The sequence below is a fragment of the Psychrobacter sp. 28M-43 genome, from assembly GCF_014770435.1.
Classification (GTDB): Bacteria; Pseudomonadota; Gammaproteobacteria; order Pseudomonadales; family Moraxellaceae; genus Psychrobacter.
The window spans coordinates 3055147-3076751 of the sequence record NZ_CP061739.1 but is presented as its reverse complement, the minus strand read 5'-3'; the positions used below and the strand labels follow the sequence as shown (position 1 = coordinate 3076751).

General features: G+C 43.1%; 16 protein-coding genes. 1 reads left to right on the top strand and 15 read right to left on the bottom strand.

The genetic code is table 11. The annotated features are described in order from the left end of the window. Nucleotides 1-149: 149 nt before the first annotated feature. Nucleotides 150-518 carry a hypothetical protein gene (locus IEE84_RS12875; RefSeq protein ID WP_224738026.1) on the top strand — a complete coding sequence of 123 codons (369 nt, stop codon included), beginning with the start codon at nt 150-152 and terminating at the stop codon, nt 516-518. A gap of 52 nt (nt 519-570) precedes the next feature. On the opposite strand, the gene IEE84_RS12870 is transcribed toward IEE84_RS12875, so the two are convergent. From IEE84_RS12870 to IEE84_RS12800, 15 genes are all read right to left on the bottom strand, one after another. After that, on the bottom strand, nt 571-1893 hold the full coding sequence (locus tag IEE84_RS12870; RefSeq protein ID WP_191114423.1) for a valine--pyruvate transaminase: 1323 nt from the start codon (nt 1891-1893) through the stop codon (nt 571-573). A 250-nt stretch (nt 1894-2143) separates the two neighbouring features. Further along, nucleotides 2144-5878 (bottom strand): hypothetical protein, encoded by a 3735-nt coding sequence (locus IEE84_RS12865; RefSeq protein WP_191114422.1) that lies wholly within the window; start codon nt 5876-5878, stop codon nt 2144-2146. A gap of 140 nt (nt 5879-6018) precedes the next feature. Next, the gene (locus IEE84_RS12860; protein WP_191114421.1) at nt 6019-8661 is read right to left on the bottom strand and encodes an ABC transporter permease; all 2643 of its coding nucleotides are present in this window, start codon (nt 8659-8661) and stop codon (nt 6019-6021) included. Nucleotides 8662-8680: 19 nt separating this feature from the next. Further along, nucleotides 8681-9400: an ABC transporter ATP-binding protein gene (locus IEE84_RS12855; RefSeq protein WP_191114420.1), complete on the bottom strand. Its 720-nt coding sequence runs from the start codon at nt 9398-9400 to the stop codon at nt 8681-8683. 25 nt (nt 9401-9425) lie between these two features. Further along, nucleotides 9426-10277, bottom strand: coding sequence for an arylesterase (locus IEE84_RS12850; protein WP_416383499.1), 852 nt, complete (start codon nt 10275-10277; stop codon nt 9426-9428). Between the two features lie 314 nt (nt 10278-10591). Then, a complete protein-coding gene (locus IEE84_RS12845) occupies nt 10592-11824 on the bottom strand; it encodes an MFS transporter (protein ID WP_191114418.1) in 1233 nt (410 codons plus the stop codon). 396 nt (nt 11825-12220) lie between these two features. Then, a complete protein-coding gene (nqrM, locus tag IEE84_RS12840) occupies nt 12221-12466 on the bottom strand; it encodes a (Na+)-NQR maturation NqrM (RefSeq protein WP_057762175.1) in 246 nt (81 codons plus the stop codon). A gap of 200 nt (nt 12467-12666) precedes the next feature. Next, the gene (locus IEE84_RS12835) at nt 12667-13821 is read right to left on the bottom strand and encodes an FAD:protein FMN transferase (protein ID WP_191114417.1); all 1155 of its coding nucleotides are present in this window, start codon (nt 13819-13821) and stop codon (nt 12667-12669) included. A gap of 123 nt (nt 13822-13944) precedes the next feature. Continuing rightward, nucleotides 13945-14745, bottom strand: coding sequence for an SDR family oxidoreductase (locus IEE84_RS12830; protein ID WP_191114416.1), 801 nt, complete (start codon nt 14743-14745; stop codon nt 13945-13947). Between the two features lie 174 nt (nt 14746-14919). Then, nucleotides 14920-16155, bottom strand: coding sequence for an NADH:ubiquinone reductase (Na(+)-transporting) subunit F (gene nqrF, locus IEE84_RS12825; RefSeq protein ID WP_102078341.1), 1236 nt, complete (start codon nt 16153-16155; stop codon nt 14920-14922). A 122-nt stretch (nt 16156-16277) separates the two neighbouring features. After that, nucleotides 16278-16886, bottom strand: coding sequence for an NADH:ubiquinone reductase (Na(+)-transporting) subunit E (gene nqrE, locus IEE84_RS12820; protein ID WP_011281361.1), 609 nt, complete (start codon nt 16884-16886; stop codon nt 16278-16280). After that, nucleotides 16886-17557, bottom strand: a complete 672-nt coding sequence (locus IEE84_RS12815) for an NADH:ubiquinone reductase (Na(+)-transporting) subunit D (RefSeq protein ID WP_057762168.1) — start codon at nt 17555-17557, stop codon at nt 16886-16888. The genes nqrE and IEE84_RS12815 overlap by 1 nt, the downstream gene beginning before the upstream one ends. A 1-nt stretch (nt 17558) precedes the next feature. Next, a complete protein-coding gene (locus IEE84_RS12810; RefSeq protein ID WP_191114415.1) occupies nt 17559-18461 on the bottom strand; it encodes a Na(+)-translocating NADH-quinone reductase subunit C in 903 nt (300 codons plus the stop codon). After that, the gene (locus IEE84_RS12805) at nt 18442-19677 is read right to left on the bottom strand and encodes an NADH:ubiquinone reductase (Na(+)-transporting) subunit B (RefSeq protein ID WP_191114414.1); all 1236 of its coding nucleotides are present in this window, start codon (nt 19675-19677) and stop codon (nt 18442-18444) included. The genes IEE84_RS12810 and IEE84_RS12805 overlap by 20 nt, the downstream gene beginning before the upstream one ends. A gap of 5 nt (nt 19678-19682) precedes the next feature. After that, complete coding sequence (locus IEE84_RS12800; protein WP_191114413.1) at nt 19683-21035, bottom strand: Na(+)-translocating NADH-quinone reductase subunit A; 1353 nt, start codon at nt 21033-21035, stop codon at nt 19683-19685. Nucleotides 21036-21605 lie beyond the last annotated feature (570 nt).

Genomic DNA, 21605 nt, shown 5'->3' with positions numbered 1-21605 from the left:
GTATAATCTGCCTTTTTTATGCTCAGCCATCACTTTGTAGCTACTATTCTTTAGCTATTATAGTTTAGCCATCATGGTTTAGTGATACGCTCAGTTATTTTCTACTCGCTTATACTTGGAATATCTCAGTGGATTTTACTGCCTTTAAAATGAATGTTGTGGAAACAACTGGCCTTGCCAAAGATGCCTTACATATCTATGTCGGTGTCGGTGTTTATCTGCTGTGTCTGGTTGCGCTGCGTCCTATTATCAAAAGCCAAGGTATTCGGTCATTTATTGCATTGATCGTCGTGACTTGCATTGCGCTGTTGGGTGAGTATCTGGACAATCGAGATACGATTGAATCGCTTGGCTTGGCAGGCTTGAGCCGTGATCAAATACTCGCAAGTATTCGTGATTTGATTAATACCTGTATGCTGCCGTATGTGCTCTTTGCACTGAATAAGTGGACGACTATATTTCGACCAACCAATAAATCGACTTCATTGACCAAACGCCATAAAAAAACGGACTATTAATTAGTCCGTTTTTTCGTTTTGCTATTTGAATTTATGATTTTAGCAGCTCATCTTATTTTTCGGCTTCATCATAAAGCTCACGTACGACTTCACCGATGGCTTTGATACCATCAGTTAGCGTCTGCTCATCGGCGGCGATACTCATGCGGATACACTCGTGCGCATGCTGATAATCGCTAACATCGACACCAGGGAAGAAGTACTCACTTGGTACAATAAGCGTGCCTTTTTCTTTTAGGCGCTCGTATAGATCCAGCGTGCTAATCGGCAAGTCTTTAAACCATAACCATAAGAATATCGCGCCTTCAGGTTTATGAATGACCAACGGATAGTTGCCCAAGGCTTCTTTTAACAGCTTAACGGCAAGGGTGGCCTGCTTTTGATAAAACGGCTTGATGTCGTTATCAGATAACTGCTTGATACGGTCGTTTTCTACCAATGGCGTGGCAATCGCTGCACCAAAGCGTGTCGGTGCTAGATTGACCACGGCATTCATCGCGCTAACCGCTTCGATTACTTTGGCGTCGGCCACAATAATACCCGTACGCATACCAGGCAAACCAATCTTCGACAGGCTAAAGCATAGAATCGTATTGTTATCCCAATTCAGGTGCGCGTCAGAGTAGATGATATTGGGGAAGGGCATACCGTAGGCGTTATCGATAATCAGCGGTATGTCATAGCGTTTGGCAATCTCAGCCAAATGCGCCATTTCGTCATCAGTTAGCACATTACCAGTTGGATTGGTCGGACGTGAGCAGCAAATCGCGCCGATACGACCTTCCTTTAACGCTGGCAAGTTCTCTAACGCGTCAAAATCCACACGATATTTAAAGAAGCCTTCTTCGCCATCATGCGTCACTTCATCGATATGCGGTAATACGGCGGTGAAATGCTGACCTTCCACATGCACATCACTATAGCCAATATACTCAGGGGTCAATGGCAGTAGAATGGACTTATCGACAGATTCGTTCTGCTCATCTGTGAACGCACCGCCAAATAGATTAAACAGATAGAAAAACGCATTCTGTGAGCCATTGGTCAGAGCGATATTTTCTGAAGTGAGGTTCCAATCATAATGACGGTTAAAGAAGCCAACGAGCGCATCGATAAAGGCGGCATCGCCTTGCGGATTGGAGTAGTTCGCCATGCTGATAATCGCGCTGCTATTGGGTACGCCTGTATCGTTATCAACGCCCAGCGCTTTATAGGTCTCCAAAAACAGCTCATTGACGGCATCAATTTTGGCAGGGTTACCACCGCCTAGCATGTTGACTGGCTGATCGCTTTTTAGCGCGTCGCCCAGATCATCCATCAATTGTGAGATGCCAGTAGGCTGGGTGAATTTTTGACCGAACTTTGAGAATTTCATAAGGCTACCATGCTGTTTGGGAGGGTGTTATAAGAAGGAATTTGATTGATAAAAATTAGGCTAGTATAGCAAATGAGGGCTAGGTAATCCCCCCAATAAATAAGCAAACTGCATGGCTGATATTGGTTTATATTCTGATACATTGAATGAAGCAAAAACGTCCTCTGTATGGATAGAAGACTTTTTGTTTTGAGGAGCTTAATAAGGCTTTAGATGGATAAAAGAAGTACAACGTATTTATTGCAATTGTCTAATAATCAAAACCTTCGTCTTTTTTCCTTTTTTCAGCTTCTTTTAACTCTTGAGCTTTAATAGCCTCTAACCATTCAGTGTGTTTAATTTCTAAATATAGAATATACTTTTCTAAGCTATTCTTAATTAAATGTTCTTTAAGTGAGTCGAAGACATCAAGTTGATCTCGCATGCCATTGGAGTAACTACCTGTATAACTGTGTATTTCATAAACATTATGGGCTAACACTGCATCTATAACAGACTCAGGGTTGTTGCTCTTATCAATTAGATAAACTATTAAGTGACTCCAATGGAATTTTCTAATTCCTATTTGATCTTCAATCCTTAATAAATTCGCGTATCTAATCCAAAAATCTATCCTTACTTGCTCATCTTCACTTATCCAATCAGTTACTGCACTTTCTTCAGCATAAAATAGCAAATCTGAGTGGCCCCACGATATAAAATTGAATATTAGATATCCATTCTCTACAAATCTTTTGATAAACTGCTTAGTATCAGTTTTTAATAGAGCTTTTAAAGCTACAAAAGTTTGGTTTTCTTGGTTTAATGATAAATATTTTTCTGAGTTAAATAGCTCAATGAATACGTCAAAAGCTCTTTCAATACTCTTATTGTTAGAGAGTAAAAGCTTAAGCATACCCTCTATGTCAAAGGTTTTATGACTACTATAGATTGAAGGTACACGTTTTAAAAAGGGAGAAATATATTTATCTGACAGGCTTTTCATGTAGGTTGATTCAAGTTGAAAGGTTTGATCAATAGCAATTTCATAACTATTCTGGATCAAAGAATCAAAAACTTTTTCGAATTGCTCTGATGATATTTCCCCACGTTCTTTTTTTACAGAAATCCAAGCATAGTCGTAAAAATCAATATCTAGTTTTAAGTCTAACAATTCACACAGAAAGTCAAAGTCGTCATCTGTTTGACTTAGCTCAAAAGTTAACCAAGGTACGACTTGCTTAAATTCATCTGATTTCACTAACTCTAAGATAGTTGATTTATAGTCATTAAGGGAGTTGTTTTTCAATTCCTTTAACAAGCCTAGTAATAAGTAAGGACGCCTACTTATTGACAAGTCCGTCAGTCCCTGTAAGACGTCATTTAAATTGCTGTTTTCTACTATTTTTGGATAGATTACTATGCCAGTATATTTGAGGTGTGGGTTATCACTACTTAGTAATAGTGCAAGACAGGAGCGCAAGTCATTACTGTTCATTAATTCTTTAGAAATATATTGAATAAATTCATCATAACTATCAAAGTTAGGAACTTTAAGGCTTAATCTTTTTTCAGCCTCTCTTTGATACCTTGCTAACTCAAAACCACCTATCAGTATATAGTGCTGAATTAACTGTTCTAATTCACCTAGTTTAGGTTGAAGCGTAATAATTAAATTCTGTAAGTTTTTAAGGGTTTGAGGGTGATTGCTTTGTAATTCTTCATAATCATATGAAATAAGCTCATTCAAGGCAATTGAGGCTTTGATAAACGGTTTCCTACTATGGAAATCTAGTACATATCTATCCATAAACCCACCTTGATAACAACTTCGAATGAGTGGCTTTAGCTGACTGGTAAAAATCTCTTTAGCTTCTTTATACCCCAAAATATCGAGTTGATTCAAAAGGTTTAACAAAAATTCAGTCCAATTCCAAATTTCACCATTAGTCTTGGGGTGATAGCCATATCCATCTCTTTTTTCACCATTATCTAAGTTTGAATATAAAACACCACCTGAATTAAAATCTATTGCTGATTTTAATATGTTTAAGAGTATCTCAAAGTCTTTATTATCGAATAGATGTTGTAGTAGTGGTTTTTTCAAATCCAATGTAGCTAAGCTTTCAGATGTATAAAGACTAAACATTGAAGTTAGAGTGCTTTGAGTAGATGAGTCTTTTGGCTTATTTTTTGCTATAGCTAATAGTAAATTAAAAGACTGACTGAAGTTCTCATATTTATAAGATAGAAGTTTAATAAGATATTCGATTTTAGAGATGTGAGGGTTTTCAGAAGTTAAAAAGAGATTATCTCGAGTATGACGTTCTTCTATTAACTCTAAGATAGCTCTAGGTTCAATATGGGATAGTAGTCGCAAGTAATTAATTTCTTCTTCAGAGATAGATCCATCAAGAAGCTTTTTACCTATAAATCCTTCCTTAGTTAATATTTTTTGAACAAAATTGCATACTACTTCATTATCATGTAAGTAACTTAAACGTTTAATCATCGAGCGTTGTAATCGACTTGGCATTTTAACAAATATGTCGTGTAGTTCATCATCATCAATCCACTGTAAGGCTTGTTTAGAGAGATGGTTTGCTAAGACATGAGGTAGTATGGCTCTAAAATCACCACGTTGTTGAACAACATCTTTAGCCTTTAATTGCTCAATGACTTGTTTTGCAGTTCTAGGTGATACTTCAGCGATATCAGACAATATTTGGAGTTCTGAGTTTGGCTCTGATAAATCCTTAATATTAAATGAAAAAACCAATGAGAAAACTTGAGCAATCTTGTAGTTCTCTTCATTGATCTGGCCATTTTGATAAAACAAACGCTCAAATAATTGTTTATCATTTAATATAGCAATATTATCTACCTTATTCACAGTCGACGCGATAGCAAGAGCTAGTCGATAATTGCCACCTGTTAACTGCGCAATATCATGTGGGATAGGACTGTTGATTTTAGGGTAATGGCGTTCTATTACCTTTTGAACAAGAGTAGGACTATTTGGCTCAAGTTTAAAAACTGACGTTTTTTCGGGTAAGTCATCAGAAATATCATATTCGATAGTCAGTAGAGAAATCTGACTATTATCATTAGTGATAGATTTAGTTAATATTTCGTGTTGGTCACGCCCACAGTTATCAACGATAACGATAAATTTCTTATTTTTCTGTTTAAGATCTTCTATAAAGTGTAGTGGAAGAGGGGATGGTGATTCACCATAATCACAATACCAAACCTCTCTAACGTCTAGTGGATTCTTACCTATACGGTCGTCAAATAGTGCTTGAGCTAATCTAGTTTTACCGACACCAGATAAGCCTACAAGCCGAACAGAGGTTTTAGGCTGTTTTAACTCGTTACGTATAGCGTTTATGCCGTTGATTACGTGACTTGCATCTTCTCTTTTCTGATTAGGTAGTACTACCTTGATATCGTTATCAGTAAAATATAGAGAGTCTACATTGGCTTGGGTGCTAGACCAATCCTTAAATCTATCCCAACCTTGATAATCATCATTCGTAAAAAAGTGTCTGGCTAAGTCGTTATTTTCTATACAAACAAATTCTGATTCGAAGAATGAATGCTCATTCCAAATAATTTCAATATTTAATTCAGATGCGCGCTCTTCAATAGCTATAAGAGCTGTAGATTTACCATCTTTAGCATTACCTTGTCCCCATAATTGATTCGTATAAATTATTAAGTGAGTTAAATTGGGATAATGTTCTTTAGAAGTATTTAAAGTTTTAATCAATTCATCTTTTTTAGATGATAAAGGTACGTCGTAAAATTTGGACTGAAAGCCTATAACTTTATTACCCAGTACAAGTGGTTGTTTTTCTATTCCTGACTGATTTTTATAACCAAACCATCCTTCTTTAAGGTCATACTTTCGACAAAATAATAAATAACTAAACCATTCGAAAGTATCATGAGGATTAGCACTGAATTTTGCTTTAAATACACTCCAATCTGGTTGGATTATCATTTTGTACCTTTAAGAGATTGAGTGATAAAATGTTAATAGATATTAGCAAGTACATGACGTTACTGCGACTGATAAATGATAGCGAATTAAAAAAAACCCTATAAAGAGGTTTTCTTGTATAAAGCCAAAATCTAATACAATTAAATCATCGCCCTGACCCTTGCCATAATTCCGCGTCCAATCACTAATCTCACATAAATAACGGCAATGGCAAACAGCAATACGATTAACGCCACACCGCCAATCGCCAAGCTCGTCCACGGCACACTAAACTGTAGATTAAACCACTGAGTGATTGCCGCCCATGCACCAACGCTAGCAATGACCACGGCAAACGTCGCCGCGCTAATCCCAAGCACGCCCAACTCTAAGATATTGAGCATATATAAGTCGCGCTTTTGCATACCGAGCAGTCTAAATGACGCGCTGTCTTTCATACGATCTTGCGAAGTAGACAACAGCGAGCTGATCAGCACCATGACTCCAGTGAGCAGGGCAAGCAAGGTGAACACATAGACTAAGCGGCTCATTTGTACCACCAGCTCTTGGATTTGCTTCGCAATAGCAGTCCCATCGATTGTGGTTACCGCAGGGAACTCGCGTACCAGTTTGCCTTGTAGTTCTGGAATGGCGTCTTCTGATACGTGGGCAGTGGCAAACTGAATCTGCGGGGCAGCGGACAGCACGGACGGCTCAAATAAGAAATAGAAATACGGACTTGGGCCACGCTCATAGCGCTTGCGAATACTGGTAATCTGCCCGATGATTTCGATACCTTGAATGTTAAAACGTACCTGATCGCCCATGCCAACATTAAGCATACTGGCGGCAGTGTCCAAGATAGACAAGGGTTTGATTTGCTCATTTGTCGCATCGATAGGGGTGTATAGCGCGTCATCTGTGAGCGATTCAGTGATGTATTCGGTCTCCATGACCGTATCTGCATAGCTTAAGTTAAAGACACGCGTAGGATCATCAAAGCCATCAGCAGGCTCGATGTCTTTTGCCGCCACATTATTGGCCGTCTCCACACGGGCACGAATGACGGGATAATAAGTGACGGGTGCCTCAATGATCGCATCAATATCGTCATGTTGTTCGCTTTGTACATCGAGTAAAAACAGATTGGGCGCGTCTTCAGGATAGGCATTGATAAACTGCGCATTGATACTGTGATTGAGCGTGGTGATAAGCGTCAGCACCGCCACCGATAGCGATAAGGTGACAAAGAACAACGCTGATTGGTTGCCTTTACGCGCGAGGTTATGAATGGCGATACGCTGCATCCAACTGACCTTGGTATTGCTCGCTAACTTATTAAGCAGCCATAGCCACCCACGCGCCAATAGCCAAAATATCGCCACAAAGCCAATCAAGCCGCCCAATAGCTGTGCGCCTAATGACAGTGAGCCAACTTCATAGGCAAAGAAGGCATACAGTCCTGCCAGCACCAAGCCATACCATAGTAGCGGCACGCGTCGATACCACGGCAAGTTTTGCGTTTGCGTGCTCGCCCCTTGATTGAGTAGGGTAGCCGGTTTGGTCGTGTTAAGTGCGCTTAAACCACGCTGTGCAATCAGTAGCGTCAAGGCTAAAGCAATTACAATAGTTTTGATCGCACTGATTGGATTGATGGCGAGACCCACATCAGCAGGCAAGATAGCCACCAGATACGGCTGACCTATTTTGAGCAAGCCCAGACTAAGGGCAACCGCTGCGATACAAGCAATGACAGTCGTGACAATAAGCAGCTGATAATAGCTACGTTTGAGTGAGCCAAGCGGCTCGCCTAACGCCAATCGAATGGCATTATTGGACTGCTGCTTACTGACAAACGCACTAATGACACCGTACATGGCGACCGCAGATAGTAGCAACACCGCGATGACTAGCAGTTTTAAGAACATCAGCACATTGTCAGAGATGCGCGAGACCGAGGTATCTGCAGACTCTGCATCAGATAGCTCGATATCAGGATAGTTGGTCAGGATATCTGTAAGCGCATCACGCTGCGTGGTTATCAGCTCTGGGTCGCCTGCCATCTCAATACGATAGTTTATGCGGCTACGTTGACCCAATAGGTTGGTCGCCGGAAGTGCATCTTGTTTCATCAACACACGCCCACCAAAACCAAAGGTAGTCAGCGGACGGTCAGGCTCTTTGGTCAGTACATCACTGATCGTAAATTGCGCATCGCCAATGGTGATACGGTCGCCGACATCAGCCTGTAGACTACTGAGCACTTCTGGCGCGACGATCACACTGTCAGATGTTAGCTGATCCCACAGCGGCTGTCCTGAGGCAAGCTCCGCTGTGCCGTATAAGGGATACGACGGCGAGACGGCTTTGACGCTGGCAAGCAAGGTTTGCTCATCATTGACCAGCATGGCGCTAAACTGATAGTCATACACCGTCTGTGTATCAGGGAGAGTTTCTACCTGTGACAATACTTCGCTTGGCCAGTCTTGCTTACTGTTTAGGATTAGATCCCCACCAACGAGCGCGCGCTGATTGTCATTGATATAACTATCGACAGACTGCTGCACCGAGTCGAGAGTCAAGTAGGTTGCAAGTGACAAGGTCAAGGTCAGTAGAAACAACACGGGATACACCCAGTGCTGCCACCAGCTACGGCTGAGTGCTTGCGAGCCTAGAGTTTGAAAACCTAGAGTACGGGTAAATAGTTGACTAAGGATGCTGCTAGGATAACTGGACTCTTGATGCATACTGGTATCAGTCTTTTTTGTATCAGGCGATTTGTTGTCTGTGGGCTTACTATTCATTAAGATACAATCCAGTTATTCATGTAGGTACAATGCGGCCGTCATGCATGGTGATGACGCGATCTGCCATCTCGGCAAGTGCAGGGTCATGAGTCACGACCACCAGTGCCGAGCCAACCTGTTGGCGTAAGTCCAATAGCAGCTGCATAACTTGATCGGCATTTTGCTCATCTAAGTTGCCCGTTGGCTCATCAGCAAACACAATCTTTGGATGCGATACCAGTGCTCGCGCCACCGCTGTACGCTGCTGCTCACCACCTGATAATTGATTGGGTAAGCTGTTACGTCTATGACCTAAGTCGACCGCATCTATCAGCTCGTCTACGCGTGATGGGTTTGGACGTCTGGCAATATCAAGTGGAAAGGCAATATTTTCAGCGACGGTTAGTGTGGGCAGTAGATGAAATGACTGAAAGACAAAGCCCATATCCTGTTGACGTATCACCGCCAGAGCATCCTCGTCCAGACTACTGAGCATTTGACCTGCCAGCGATACCGTACCGCTATCGGGATAGTCTAATGCTGCGAGTAAACCTAACAAAGTAGATTTACCTGAGCCTGATTTACCCATGATGACCACAAACTCGCCAGCGTTGACATAAATATCTACGTCTTTGATGATGGACAGCTTTTGCTCACCGACTTGCACGGTTTTATTTAACTGTGAGGCGGTCAGTAGAGCTTGTGTCTTAGCATCTGCTTGTGGCGTTGCTGTGGCAGTCGAAGATGATGATGTCATTACAGTGTCTCGTTTAATGGTCTCGTTAAGTAGTCTCGTTTGTCTTATTTTTTGTCGTATTGTCTTGAGCCGTTGCAGCTGTTTTATCTGTACCGGTTGTTTTTAGCTCTTCTAGTTCATTTAATTTCGGCTCTAGAATAGGCAAGATATTGTTGTTAACGATAATCTCGTAGCCTTCTTTAGTCGGATGAATCGCATCTGCTTGGTTAAGCTCTCGGTCACCGCCGACACCCTCTAAGAAAAACGGAATAAGCGTCAGATTCATGTCTTTAGCAATACGAGGATAAATGTCTGAGAATGCCGCAACGTATTCACTGCCTAGATTGTCATAGATCGACATACCTCCTAAGATGACGACACTGCCATTGTCCTGCAGATGCTTAACCGCAGTACGGATATTGGCTTCAATGGTCGCCACATCGATACCGCGTATCGCATCGTTAGCACCGATGGTCAATATGGTGATGTCAGGTTTGGTTTGCGATACCCAGTCCAATCGATTGACCAGACCAGTACTGGTCTCACCGCTTAGACCTGAGTTGATAACTTTGGCGTTAGCATAGCCCATCTCTTGCAGACGATCTTCTAACTGAGCAGGATAGTTGTCGTCTTTGTCCACTCCCAGACCTTCTGTCAGTGAGTCACCAAGCGCTAGAATAGTAAGTGATGAGGATTTGACCTGTTGATCAGTTGTTGCTGAGGTTTCAGTGGCTACTGGAGCAGTGCTGGCTTGACTGTTAGTCGCTTCAGTACTGGTACTCTGCGTGTCATCAGCAGATGTGGTTTCGGCCTCTTTTTGACAGCCACTGATAGCCATTACAGCTGCGAGCATGGCGATAGCAGGCAAGCGCTGAGCAAAACGAGAGGGAAAATTCATCATGGGTGTTATGTCCTATATGCAATCAAACCAGGGTATAGTCAAATCCTATCTAAACCAGATACAGTATCAGTCAAATGAATCGTCAGGCTCGTTCAGTCTACGATTGGTAGTGCTTTTACTCGCCTTTATTTTATCCAGATTACATTGAGTATCCAGCTTATATTAAGTATCTAAATTATATTGAACTGACTATAGCAAAATAAGACAGCGACCTATATTGCCCTAAGGTTAATTTAAGGCCGCTTTATTGCGCGTTAGCAATCATAGCCTTGTAGACCACAAAAACTGATAGAAATGAAAGCTGATAGCAATCAAATATATTTGCCATCGACCATCACTGGACGACTAACAAGCCAAGCAATCACGACGTTGACAATCATCAGTATCAGCATAATAAAAAGCGGCATACTCCAGCTACCAGTCATTTCATGCAGCCAACCTGTACCCAATGGGCCAAAAAACGCAATAACATAACCCACTGCTTGAGCCATACCAGACAGCTCACTTGCCTGATTGGTCGTATAGGTACGCATCGAGAATAGCATCATGCTTAAGGTAAAAATCGCTGAACAGCCCATGCCCATCATGCCTGACCATAGCCATGCCAAATCAGTCGATAGATAGCTGACGCCCAATATGCCAACGACATTTAGCACAGCTGCAAATACTGCTAATGCTTGAATGGGGCGGCCACGATTGACTAGCCAAGTTAAACTTAATATAGAAACCGGTGCCATAAACTGAAATACAGAGCCCATCTGTCCAGCACTGACGGCAGATAGTCCCTTACTAACCCAAATCGAGGGTAGAAAACTGGCAACGGTGTAAAACAATAATGACTGCAATCCCATAAAAATAGCAATCTGCCACGCAAAGGTGGTTCGCCACATAGAAATTTCAGAAGAACCTAACGCCGCAGGGATAACTGCTTGATGGTTGGATGAACCCAACCGCACACGTAAGAACAACCAAATCACGAAAGCAAAAACACCTAGTACCGTCCAACCGCCTAATGCCCACTGCCAACCAACTTGCTCAGATAACGGTAATACGACGCCTGCAACGATACCTGCTGCTGTGGTCATCGTTAAACTGAACAACCCTGTAATTAGCGGAATATGTTGAGGGGTACGCTGCTTAATAACAGGTGCTGCCAAAGTATTAGCAAAACCAATGGCGAGGGTAAGCAACAAAGTACCAGTTAAAAATCCACTCCACGTCGGGATAACGGTACGGATAACCATTCCTACCGTTAACAGCCCAATCATAGCAATCAGTGTGTTTTCTAGCCCGAATCGCTTGCCAATGGTTGGGGAAATCAGCGCACCAACGGCAAAGCTCAGCATAGGTACTGCCCCTAGCCAGCCTATCTGAAACTCAGAGATACCAAGCGCGTCCTTTACCACTGGGGCGATAGAACCTAGCGCGACGATAGGTGCACGCATATTGGTGGCTAGCAGAACCATGGCACACAGTACCAACCAAAAGGTAAAGCGTGAGGAGGGCAGGCTAGATGAAGCAGATAGATTGGACGAGGTAGACATAGCAGCACAACGATGACAGCGAAAAAAAACACGTTATTAAACAGCGCCAAGACATTGCCGCTTATAAAATAACACCAGAAGGCATTTACCCAGACACGTACCTAAACGGTAATCGATATCTTAAATGTTACCGAAAAATATATGTAGCGCGTAAGACATACAGTTTGCTTAACTGACTTTGCTAAATTGGCAGGCAGGTTAGTCAAAATATATGGGTGGTTACTTCGAGTTACGGCTTTAGAACAGTGATAATAAAAGATGGCGATAATAAGGAAACTTAAATAAGTAGTCTTATCGCACAATAAAAATAGCGCCAAGTCACTTTTGAATGACTTGACGCTATTATAAGAACATATGTCAGGTAAATGCTACCAGCGTATGGTAACCAATAGGCTATTAAACTGATTTACCCAATTGAGCAGCTCTTAATGCATTCTCTTGTTGTTCAGCGATTAGTGAATCGCACTTATTGGGATCATTACCACAAAACGAGCAATTTTCGTCGCCCATCAATTTGGCAACACCGCCACAAGATCCTCTAAGCGGCTTTTTTTTGACCATATAACCGACGCCCATAAAAATGAAGAATAGGACAAATACGGTGAAAGTAATGGCAAGCATAGGAAGCAGTTGGCTAAGCATAGAGGAAACCTCATTTTAAAAAGTAGGGCAGTTATTAGTGGTGTTACCTAAGTCAATGACAGCTAAGCACCGTTAATAACAACTGTATAATAGTATAGCAAATTTTAGTGTGGCTCGTTGTGCGTTAACGTATTCTCTTGTTTCACATCTATCACTTACCAGTGACTTCTAGAGTGTGCCATCTATAGTTTGGAGAACGTTTATAGCTTTTTATCAGCACGTAACGCCTTCATCGCTGGTGTCTGTACCACTTGCCAATCGTCAATGTTATCGTCAGCAGCTTCGTTAGACATATCGTCAGAACCCTTTGCTTTTACATCGTCAGCTAGTACCACAAACATGGCTGCTAGATTTTGTGTTTTAGCGACATCTAGTGCTTTGTGATAAGGCATCGCGGTAAGAGCGGTTGCCCATGCATCTGCCAACGCGACAGAGTCAGCTGCGACAGTGACTGAAGGTGCACCACCTGCAATGGGATTGCCCGTTGTCGGGTCGATAGTATGGCTATAGCGTTTGCCATCGAATATGACAGAATTACGATAGTTACCAGAGGTCGCTAGATGCATTTGACTAGCCGTATTTTTTGGTTGGCGAATAGCAGATATGGTCTGACGTTCGCTGACAGTACTGCCTTCAATAGGGGCATCAATCGCAATTTGCCATGGCTGCTGCTGATTATTGACACCAGAGGTGGCAATTTCACCGCCAATCTCAACCATATAGTTACGAATTTGATAATCATCTCTCAACACATCAGCGATGACATCGACGCCATAACCTTTGGCAACAGCAGAAAAATCTAAACCAACGCCGTCTTTGGTTTTATAGATGGTGTCGTCTTTCTTTATGATGCTCTCAAAATCGACCAACGCTTTGGCTTGCGCAATCTCAACGGCAGTCGGTGGACTTTGTAGGCGCTCGACTGTCATGGTACTCCCAAAGCCCCAGGTGTTTACGAGTGGCATAACAGTAGGGTCAAAAGCACCGCCTGATTGCTGATAGACAATTTGCGAAACATCTAGCACACGACTAAAATCCGCATCGATGGTGATAGGTTTGTCTTTGCCCAAACGATTGAATGTAGATATAGTCGAGTCGTTTTGATAAGTAGACATGCTATCGTTAATTTGTTTTAGGCGCTCGTCTACCGCAGCTTGTATGGCAGCTTCGTCTGCATCATCAGGCAACTGATAGCTAATATGGTAGCTCGTCCCCATCGTCTCACCGATCAGATAATTATAGTCTGGGGTTTGCTGGCAAGCGCTGAGTCCTAAAGTACTAGCAAGGCCGACGACGCCTACTAAGGTAAGGTGCAGAGGTTTTTTAGAAGATGAGCTAGATATAGTGTTTTTCATAATATTTTCGGTATGGCGTAGAAATGAGTAGGGTGTAAAACAAGCCACGCTTATTTTACACCCCTTGAACCCAAAAATACCAATGTAGGCACCATTCAGCGACAATTCGTTCGGTTAAGTAGCTTATTTCACTTGTGACTCACGTATGAGTTTATAGAGTTTTGGCGGAGAGACGCGGTTGACCCGTGTGGCCAGTTTTTCTTTACGACCAGCGACGATGATATATTCCTCTCCCTTGGTGAGCGCCTTCACGACTTGTTTGGCAAACTCAGTCGCAGTCAGACCATTATTGGTTGCCTCATCCATCGTACCTTGTGCGCTACCGTCGCCAGTCAACGCATTGATAGAGATATTAGTCTGGATAAACCCGGGGAATATCGTGGCTACTTCGATACCTTGGTCATGTAGCTCAGCTCTCAAACTGTTTGCCCACATATGCAGCGCTGCCTTGGCTGCCCCATAAGCACCGCGATATTGTGTACCCAATAGGCCGGCCACACTCGAGACCATCACGACTTTGCCGCCGCCTTGTGCAATCATGTCAGGCAATGCAAGTCTAGTAAGACGCGTCTGAGCAAAGTAATCTATTTCCATGATTTGACGCTCAACCTCTTCAGCCGTGTCCATGATGAGTGAGCGTTGGCTGATACCAGCGTTATTGATAAGCCAGTCGATTTTCCCCGCCTGAGCTTTAGCAGTGTCATAAGCTTCTTTGGTTTGATTGGCATCACTGATATCAAAAGGAACAACGATATGCTTGTTAGCGCGTTTGCAGCTATTTTTGACCACCTCCAACTTATCACTGTCACGTCCACTTAGAATAATCCTAGCTCCGCGTTTGGCGAAGGCAACGGCTAATGCTTGTCCAATACCACTAGAAGCACCTGTAATCCAAATGGTTAGATCTTTGTATTTCGTTTTCATAAGAGTCCTTTCTCAATGTTTAGATAGTCCATGATATAGGATAATAAAGCGACTCTACTAGCTAGATTTGTAGCCTACAAAGACACAGTTATGTGTAAAAATCGCAAAAAAAAAGAGCCTCAATTGAGACTCTTTTTTATTCTTAGATTTGTGCTGCTAGATTAAGTATCTAACTTAACCACCGAAATCATCAAGCATGATGTTTTCGTCTTCCACGCCCATGCTGTGTAGCATGTCGATGACGGCAGCGTTCATCATCGGTGGCCCACACATGTAATATTCACAGTCTTCTGGGTTTGGATGATCTTTCAGATAGTTTTCGAGCAATACGTTATGGATAAAGCCTGTTGGACCTTCCCAGTTATCTTCTGGTAATGGGTCAGACAGTGCAACATGCCACTCAAAGTTATCGAACTCTTCTTCTAGCTGATCATAGTCTTCAACGTAGAACATCTCACGAATAGAACGAGCACCATACCAGAAGCTAATTTTACGATCAGTGTTCAAGCGTTTGAGCTGATCAAAGATATGCGAGCGCATTGGGGCCATACCAGCACCACCACCAACAAAGATCATTTCAGCTTCGGTCTTCTTGGCAAAGAACTCACCGTAAGGACCTGAAACTGTCACTTTGTCACCAGGTACTAAGCTAAATACCCATGAAGACATTTTGCCTGGTGGAATACCGTCAGGACCACGTGGCGGTGGACTTGCGATACGGATGTTAAATTTGATGAGGCCTTTCTCTTCAGGATAGTTAGCCATTGAGTAAGCACGAATAACTGGCTCATCAACTTTTGAGACATAGTTGAAGATACCGAATTTTTCCCAGTCTTCTCTATATTCTTCATCAACCACAAAGTCTTTGTAGTGCACTTCATGCGGTGGCGCTTCCAACTGTACATAACCACCAGCACGGAAGTTTACTTCTTCGCCTTCTGGAATTTTTAGTACCAGCTCTTTAATGAAAGTGGCAACGTTATCGTTAGAGATAACTTCACATTCCCATTTCTGTACATCAAAGAACTCAGGATCAATCTCAATTTTCATGTCTTGCTTAACAGCTACCTGACAAGCTAAGCGCATGTGATTGCGGATTTCACCTTGGGTAAAATAGCCTTCTTCGGTGGGCAAAATAGAACCACCACCTTCAATAACGCGGCAACGACACTGCGCACAAGTACCACCACCACCACAAGCTGAAGATAAAAATATACCTTCGCCCGCTAGCGTTTGTAGTAGTTTGCCGCCAGCTGGTGTCACCACATCATTATCGGGATTATCATTAATATGGATAGTGACATCGCCTGAACTGACCAGTCTTGAGCGCGCCGCTAAAATAATAGCGACGAGGCCCATGATGATCAAGGTAAACATAGCAACGCCACCAATCGCCGTAGCGTAATCCATGGTAGGTATCCTTAATCTATGGGGTAGGGGTGAGGGGGCATAATCTATGCTGTACCCAAACCTCTACCGAATAAATGAATTAAATAAGTCAAATAGCTAATGAAAGCTTTGAGCTTAGCGGTTTAGATGGACATACCACCGAACGACATAAAGCCGAGCGACATAAGACCAACCGTGATAAAAGTAATACCAAGACCACGCAGCGGTGCTGGAATATCTGAGTATTTTAGCTTTTCACGGATACCCGCCAATGCTGTAATAGCAAGTGCCCAACCGAAGCCTGCACCCACACCATAGACAACAGATTCACCAAAGTTATAGTCACGCTCAACCATAAATAGTACACCACCTAAGATGGCACAGTTTACGGTGATTAGCGGTAAGAATACCCCAAGTGCGTTATATAGACTCGGTACAAACTTGTCCAAGAACATCTCTAGGATCTGTACGGTGGCTGCAATCAAACCGATATAACTTAGCAATCCTAAGAAGCTCAAGTCGATATCAGGGAACCCTGCCCATGCCAGCGCACCATCTTTTAGGATGAACTGGAATAGTAAATTGTTTAGTGGAACGGTAATTGCCATCACGACAACAACCGCAACACCTAGACCAATCGCTGTAGAGACTTTTTTGGATACGGCCAAAAAAGTACACATGCCTAAAAAGTAGGCAAGCGCCATGTTCTCAATAAAGACTGAGGTTATAAATAAACTAACATAATGTCCCATTAGTGACCGCCTCCATGTGCCATGCCTTTAGATTGCGGCTTCATTACAAACTCAGCTTCTTCAACTTGTTCTGGTTTCCAGATACGGACAACAGCGATGAACAAACCAATGATAAAGAACGCTGATGGTGGTAACAATAATAAACCGTTTGGTATGTACCAACCGCCATCAGTGACTGGCTGTAGAATCGTAATACCGAACCAAGTACCAGCGCCCAATAGCTCACGGATAGTTGCGACGAATAGCAATACTGCTGAGTAACCAAGACCGTTACCAATACCATCTAAAAAGCTTGGGATTGGTGGGTTGCTCATAGCAAATGCTTCAGCACGGCCCATAACGATACAGTTCGTGATGATCAAACCAACGAAAACTGACAAACCTTTACTGACGTCATAAGCAACTGCTTTTAGTACCTGATCAACCAAGATAACCAACGAAGCAATAATCGTCATCTGTACGATGATACGAATGCTTGATGGAATCTGCTTACGGATAATCGAGATAAAGAAGCTTGAAAATGCCGTTACTAAGGTCAATGCCACACACATGACCATAGCGTTAGCCATGCTGGTGGTGACAGCCAATGCCGAACAGATACCAAGGATCTGTAGGGCAATAGGGTTATTATCAAAGATAGGCGTGGTTAAAATGCTTTTAGTGTCAGCCATGTTATGCCTCCTTGCCGTTTGCTACTGGTAGCTTGGCTGCCAATTCGGTTTTAGGTTGAGCTGCCAGCTTTGATTGACTTGCTTGCGTGTTTGCACCTTCAACCGTTTGGCCGCTCTTTTCGCGTAGCGTATCTAGATAAGGCTTATAACCTTGCTCGCCTAACCAAAACTGAATCATGTTGCTGACTCCACGGCTAGTCAATGTTGCACCGCTGATGCCATCAACCCAGTTTTCTTTTGGGTTACCAGCTTTGGTTACACCAGTGGCAACGTTACCATTCTCGTCATAAGACTCGATACCGCTCCACTTTGCACGCCATTCTGGCTCTTCGATACGAGCGCCAAGACCTGGGGTTTCTTTATGCTCATAGAAACTGATACCTTTGATGGTATTCATATCACTTTCGAGCGTTAAGAAACCATAGATAGTGCCCCATAGACCGTAGCCCTGAATTGGCAATACAACCGTTTCTGGTTGACCGGCGTCATCATTTTTAACATAGACCTTGGCATATTTTGGCTTACGACCAATACCAGCAGGATCGTTGTCACCCAAGTCTTCACTTAGAGCTTGGTTTTTTGTCGCTTGACTGGCGTCATAAGCATTACGATCAGGGATGCCAGCAGTTTTTAGCGCATCATCATCGAGATAAGTACCTTCGTTTAGATCAATGATTTTTACTTCAAAGTCTTTAAAACGTTCGGCGACATCATCTGCTGTATCAGACTCAGCGTCATACATATCAGCCGCAACTAAGATGTTTTTGTTGCGGTCTAAACGTGCGTTTTCGACTTGCGCAGGCTTTAGACCAACAGCCACTGCTGAGACCAACACTGAACACACCAAGCATAGCGTCAAAGCCACACTGATGGTTTTCGCGTTATTACTTTTGGGCTTGGACATAGCGAACCCTCCGAGCGGTTTGGCGTTTGATATTTGCTTGAGTCACAAAGTAATCAAACAATGGAGCAAATAAGTTGGCGAATAGAATGGCCAGCATGATGCCTTCTGGGAAAGCAGGGTTGATGACGCGAATCAATACGGTCATAAAACCAATCAAGATACCGTAAGCCCAGCGGCCTTTGTTTGTATGCGCAGCTGATACTGGGTCGGTTGCCATAAATACAGCACCGAAAGCAAAGCCACCGATAACCAAGTGCCAGTAGAACGGCAAGCTCATCATCGTATTGTCTTCAGAGCCAATCATGTTGAATACAAGAGACGTCGCAATCAGACCGACCACACAACCTGCCATAATGCGCCAAGAAGCAATACGCGTCCATAGCAACACTGCAGCACCCATTAGGATAGCTAGCGTCGATACTTCACCGATACTACCTTGCATGTTACCTAAGAATGCATCACTCCACGTGATGGCATTACCATAGACATCGACGAAGTCCTGAGGAACCACACCAAGGGCTGCAAGGCCAAGAGGGGTTGCACCTGAGAAACCATCTACTGCTGTCCATACTGAGTCACCAGACATATAGGCTGGATAAGCAAAGTATAAGAATGCACGACCCGATAGGGCAGGGTTAAGGAAGTTTTTACCAGTACCACCGAACACTTCTTTTGCGACGACTACACCGAAGATAATACCTAGGGCAACTTGCCATAAAGGAATATCAGGTGGTAGACATAATGCAAATAGAACTGAAGTCACAAAGAAACCTTCGTTAACTTCGTGTCCACGGACGACAGCAAAGATAATCTCACAGAGAATACCTACCGCAAACGTCACGATATAAATAGGCAAAAACTGCATCGCACCATAGACGAAACTTGCCCAGATACTATCTGGGTTATAGCCTGCCATGCTAGTGATCACAGTACGCCAGCCTTCAGGCTGCAAGCCAAGCTGAGCGATAGCGGTTAGTGCTTGATGACCGATGTTGTACATACCCCAAAACATTGCTGGGAAGGTACATAGCCATACAGTAATCATAATACGTTTTAGGTCAATCCCGTCACGTACATGCGATGACGCATATGTGGTTGAGCTTGGTTGACGTAAGAACGTATCAAACATCTCAAAAATAGCGTAGTACTTTTCGTGTTTGCCGCCTTTGGTGAAAGATGGCTCCATACGATCGAACATATTGTGTAAAAATTTCATCGTGGTTAGCCCTCCAGCTCAATGCGCGTTAAGTTATCACGCAAAATATCACCGAATTCATATTTGCCAGGAGATACAAAGGTGCATAGTGCCAAATCTTCTTCGTCCAGTTCAAGCACACCCAAATCTACGGCGCTAATGATGTCTTCGACGATCAATGCACGTAGTAATTGAGTTGGTAGGTAATCTTGTGGCATGACTTCTTCATAGACACCGATTGGTACCATCGCTCGTGGTGAGCCGTTACTGGTCGTAGTAAAGTCGTATTTTTTGCCACCAAAAAACTGCGAAATATAGATAGGCAGTTTTGAGAAGCGGTTTTTACCTGGAGTAAAGAAGTGGAACGCAGGACGCTCACGGCCTTCAGTCAATACGCTGATCTGATTGTGAAAACGACCTAGATAGGCGATGTTTTCAAACACTTTGCGACCAGACAATACTGAACCTGAAATGATACGGTTCTCGCCAGCAGCCAGCTTACCTTTGGTCAATGCAGTGATATCAGCACCGCGCTCAGTCATAACCAACTGCGGGTTAGTGACAGCAGGACCTGCTAAGCTCACCATGCGGCGCGTATATAGACGACCTGTCGTGAACAATTTACCGATTGCAATCACGTCTTGATAACCAATCGTCCATACGGTTACACCGCGGCTAATAGGATGCAAAAAGTGAATGTGCGTACCAGCAAGACCAGCAGGATGCTTACCAGCAAAACCATGATACTCAGTGACGTTATTCGCTGCAGTTTTTGTAACTGGCGTCAGTTGGGTATCGCCATGATGGCAGACAAAGGTCTTTGGACTAAGCGTAGATAATACAGCAAGTCCATCATTGAACGCTTGTAGCTGCTCATTGATCACAAGCATCGGGTCAAAGGCAAGTGGATTAGTATCCATTGCTGTGACAAAGATAGCATGTGGACGAGCGCCGATTTCGGGTGCGCGGCTATAAGGACGCGTACGGAACGCCGTCCATTCGCCAGAGGCAATCAGTTGGGTTTCAACGACTTCAGAGTCTAGGTCAGCAAGCTGCTGTGAGTCATAGCGCTCAAAGTCTACTTCTTCACCATTTGGGTCGACCGCAATCACAAGACTCTCAAACACTCGACGTTCGCCACGTTTAACAGCGACGACCTTACCGGCAGCAGGGGCAGTGTAGATCACGCCAACACGTTTTTTGTCTTCATAAACGGGCTGACCTTTGGCTACAATGTCACCTTCTTTGACATTCATAGTGGGCTTCATGCCCACGTAATCATAGCCAACAAGTGCTACATGTGTCGGTTGGTGCTCAGATATCTCGCGGGAGGGTTCACCAGTGATGGGCAAATCCAAACCTTTTTTGATGGTAATCATAAGCGAAAACTTAGTCCATAGTCTAAAACGATACCAGACGTCCTGTTTGGTATATCGGTAGCATGAACGTTTGTATCACTCAACAAAGCCTTCAATCGTCTATTTCCTTTATAGTGAAATAGGGATGAAAGCTCTGTGAAGACAATACATGATCATAACTACTAGTAAGAGTATTAACGCTGACCTTAGACTCCTTAACAACACGTTAATGTCTTATTCGAATTACCAAAGTGGCGACTGGCTACCAAGGTGTATGCTAAAACCGTTTCATCGAAATCAATCGCTACAGCACATGGCTAAAAGAGACTGGTTTAAATACAAATGGCTTTATCACACGTTTCATTGAAATTTAAAACTTGTAACACCAGCATGTTTGACCATCTCTCGTTTACGAATACCGTTTAAAGATATTCGATAGAATAAGAGTGTGGCCAAATAACGATCTATTAAGGTAGATGATATACTGGTTAAAAGACAAACTAGCTAAGCAACTGATAAGCAAACCTCGCTTATTATAAGCTGCTATAGTTTCAATCGTAACAGTTTTAATATAGTTAGCTAGTGATAGGG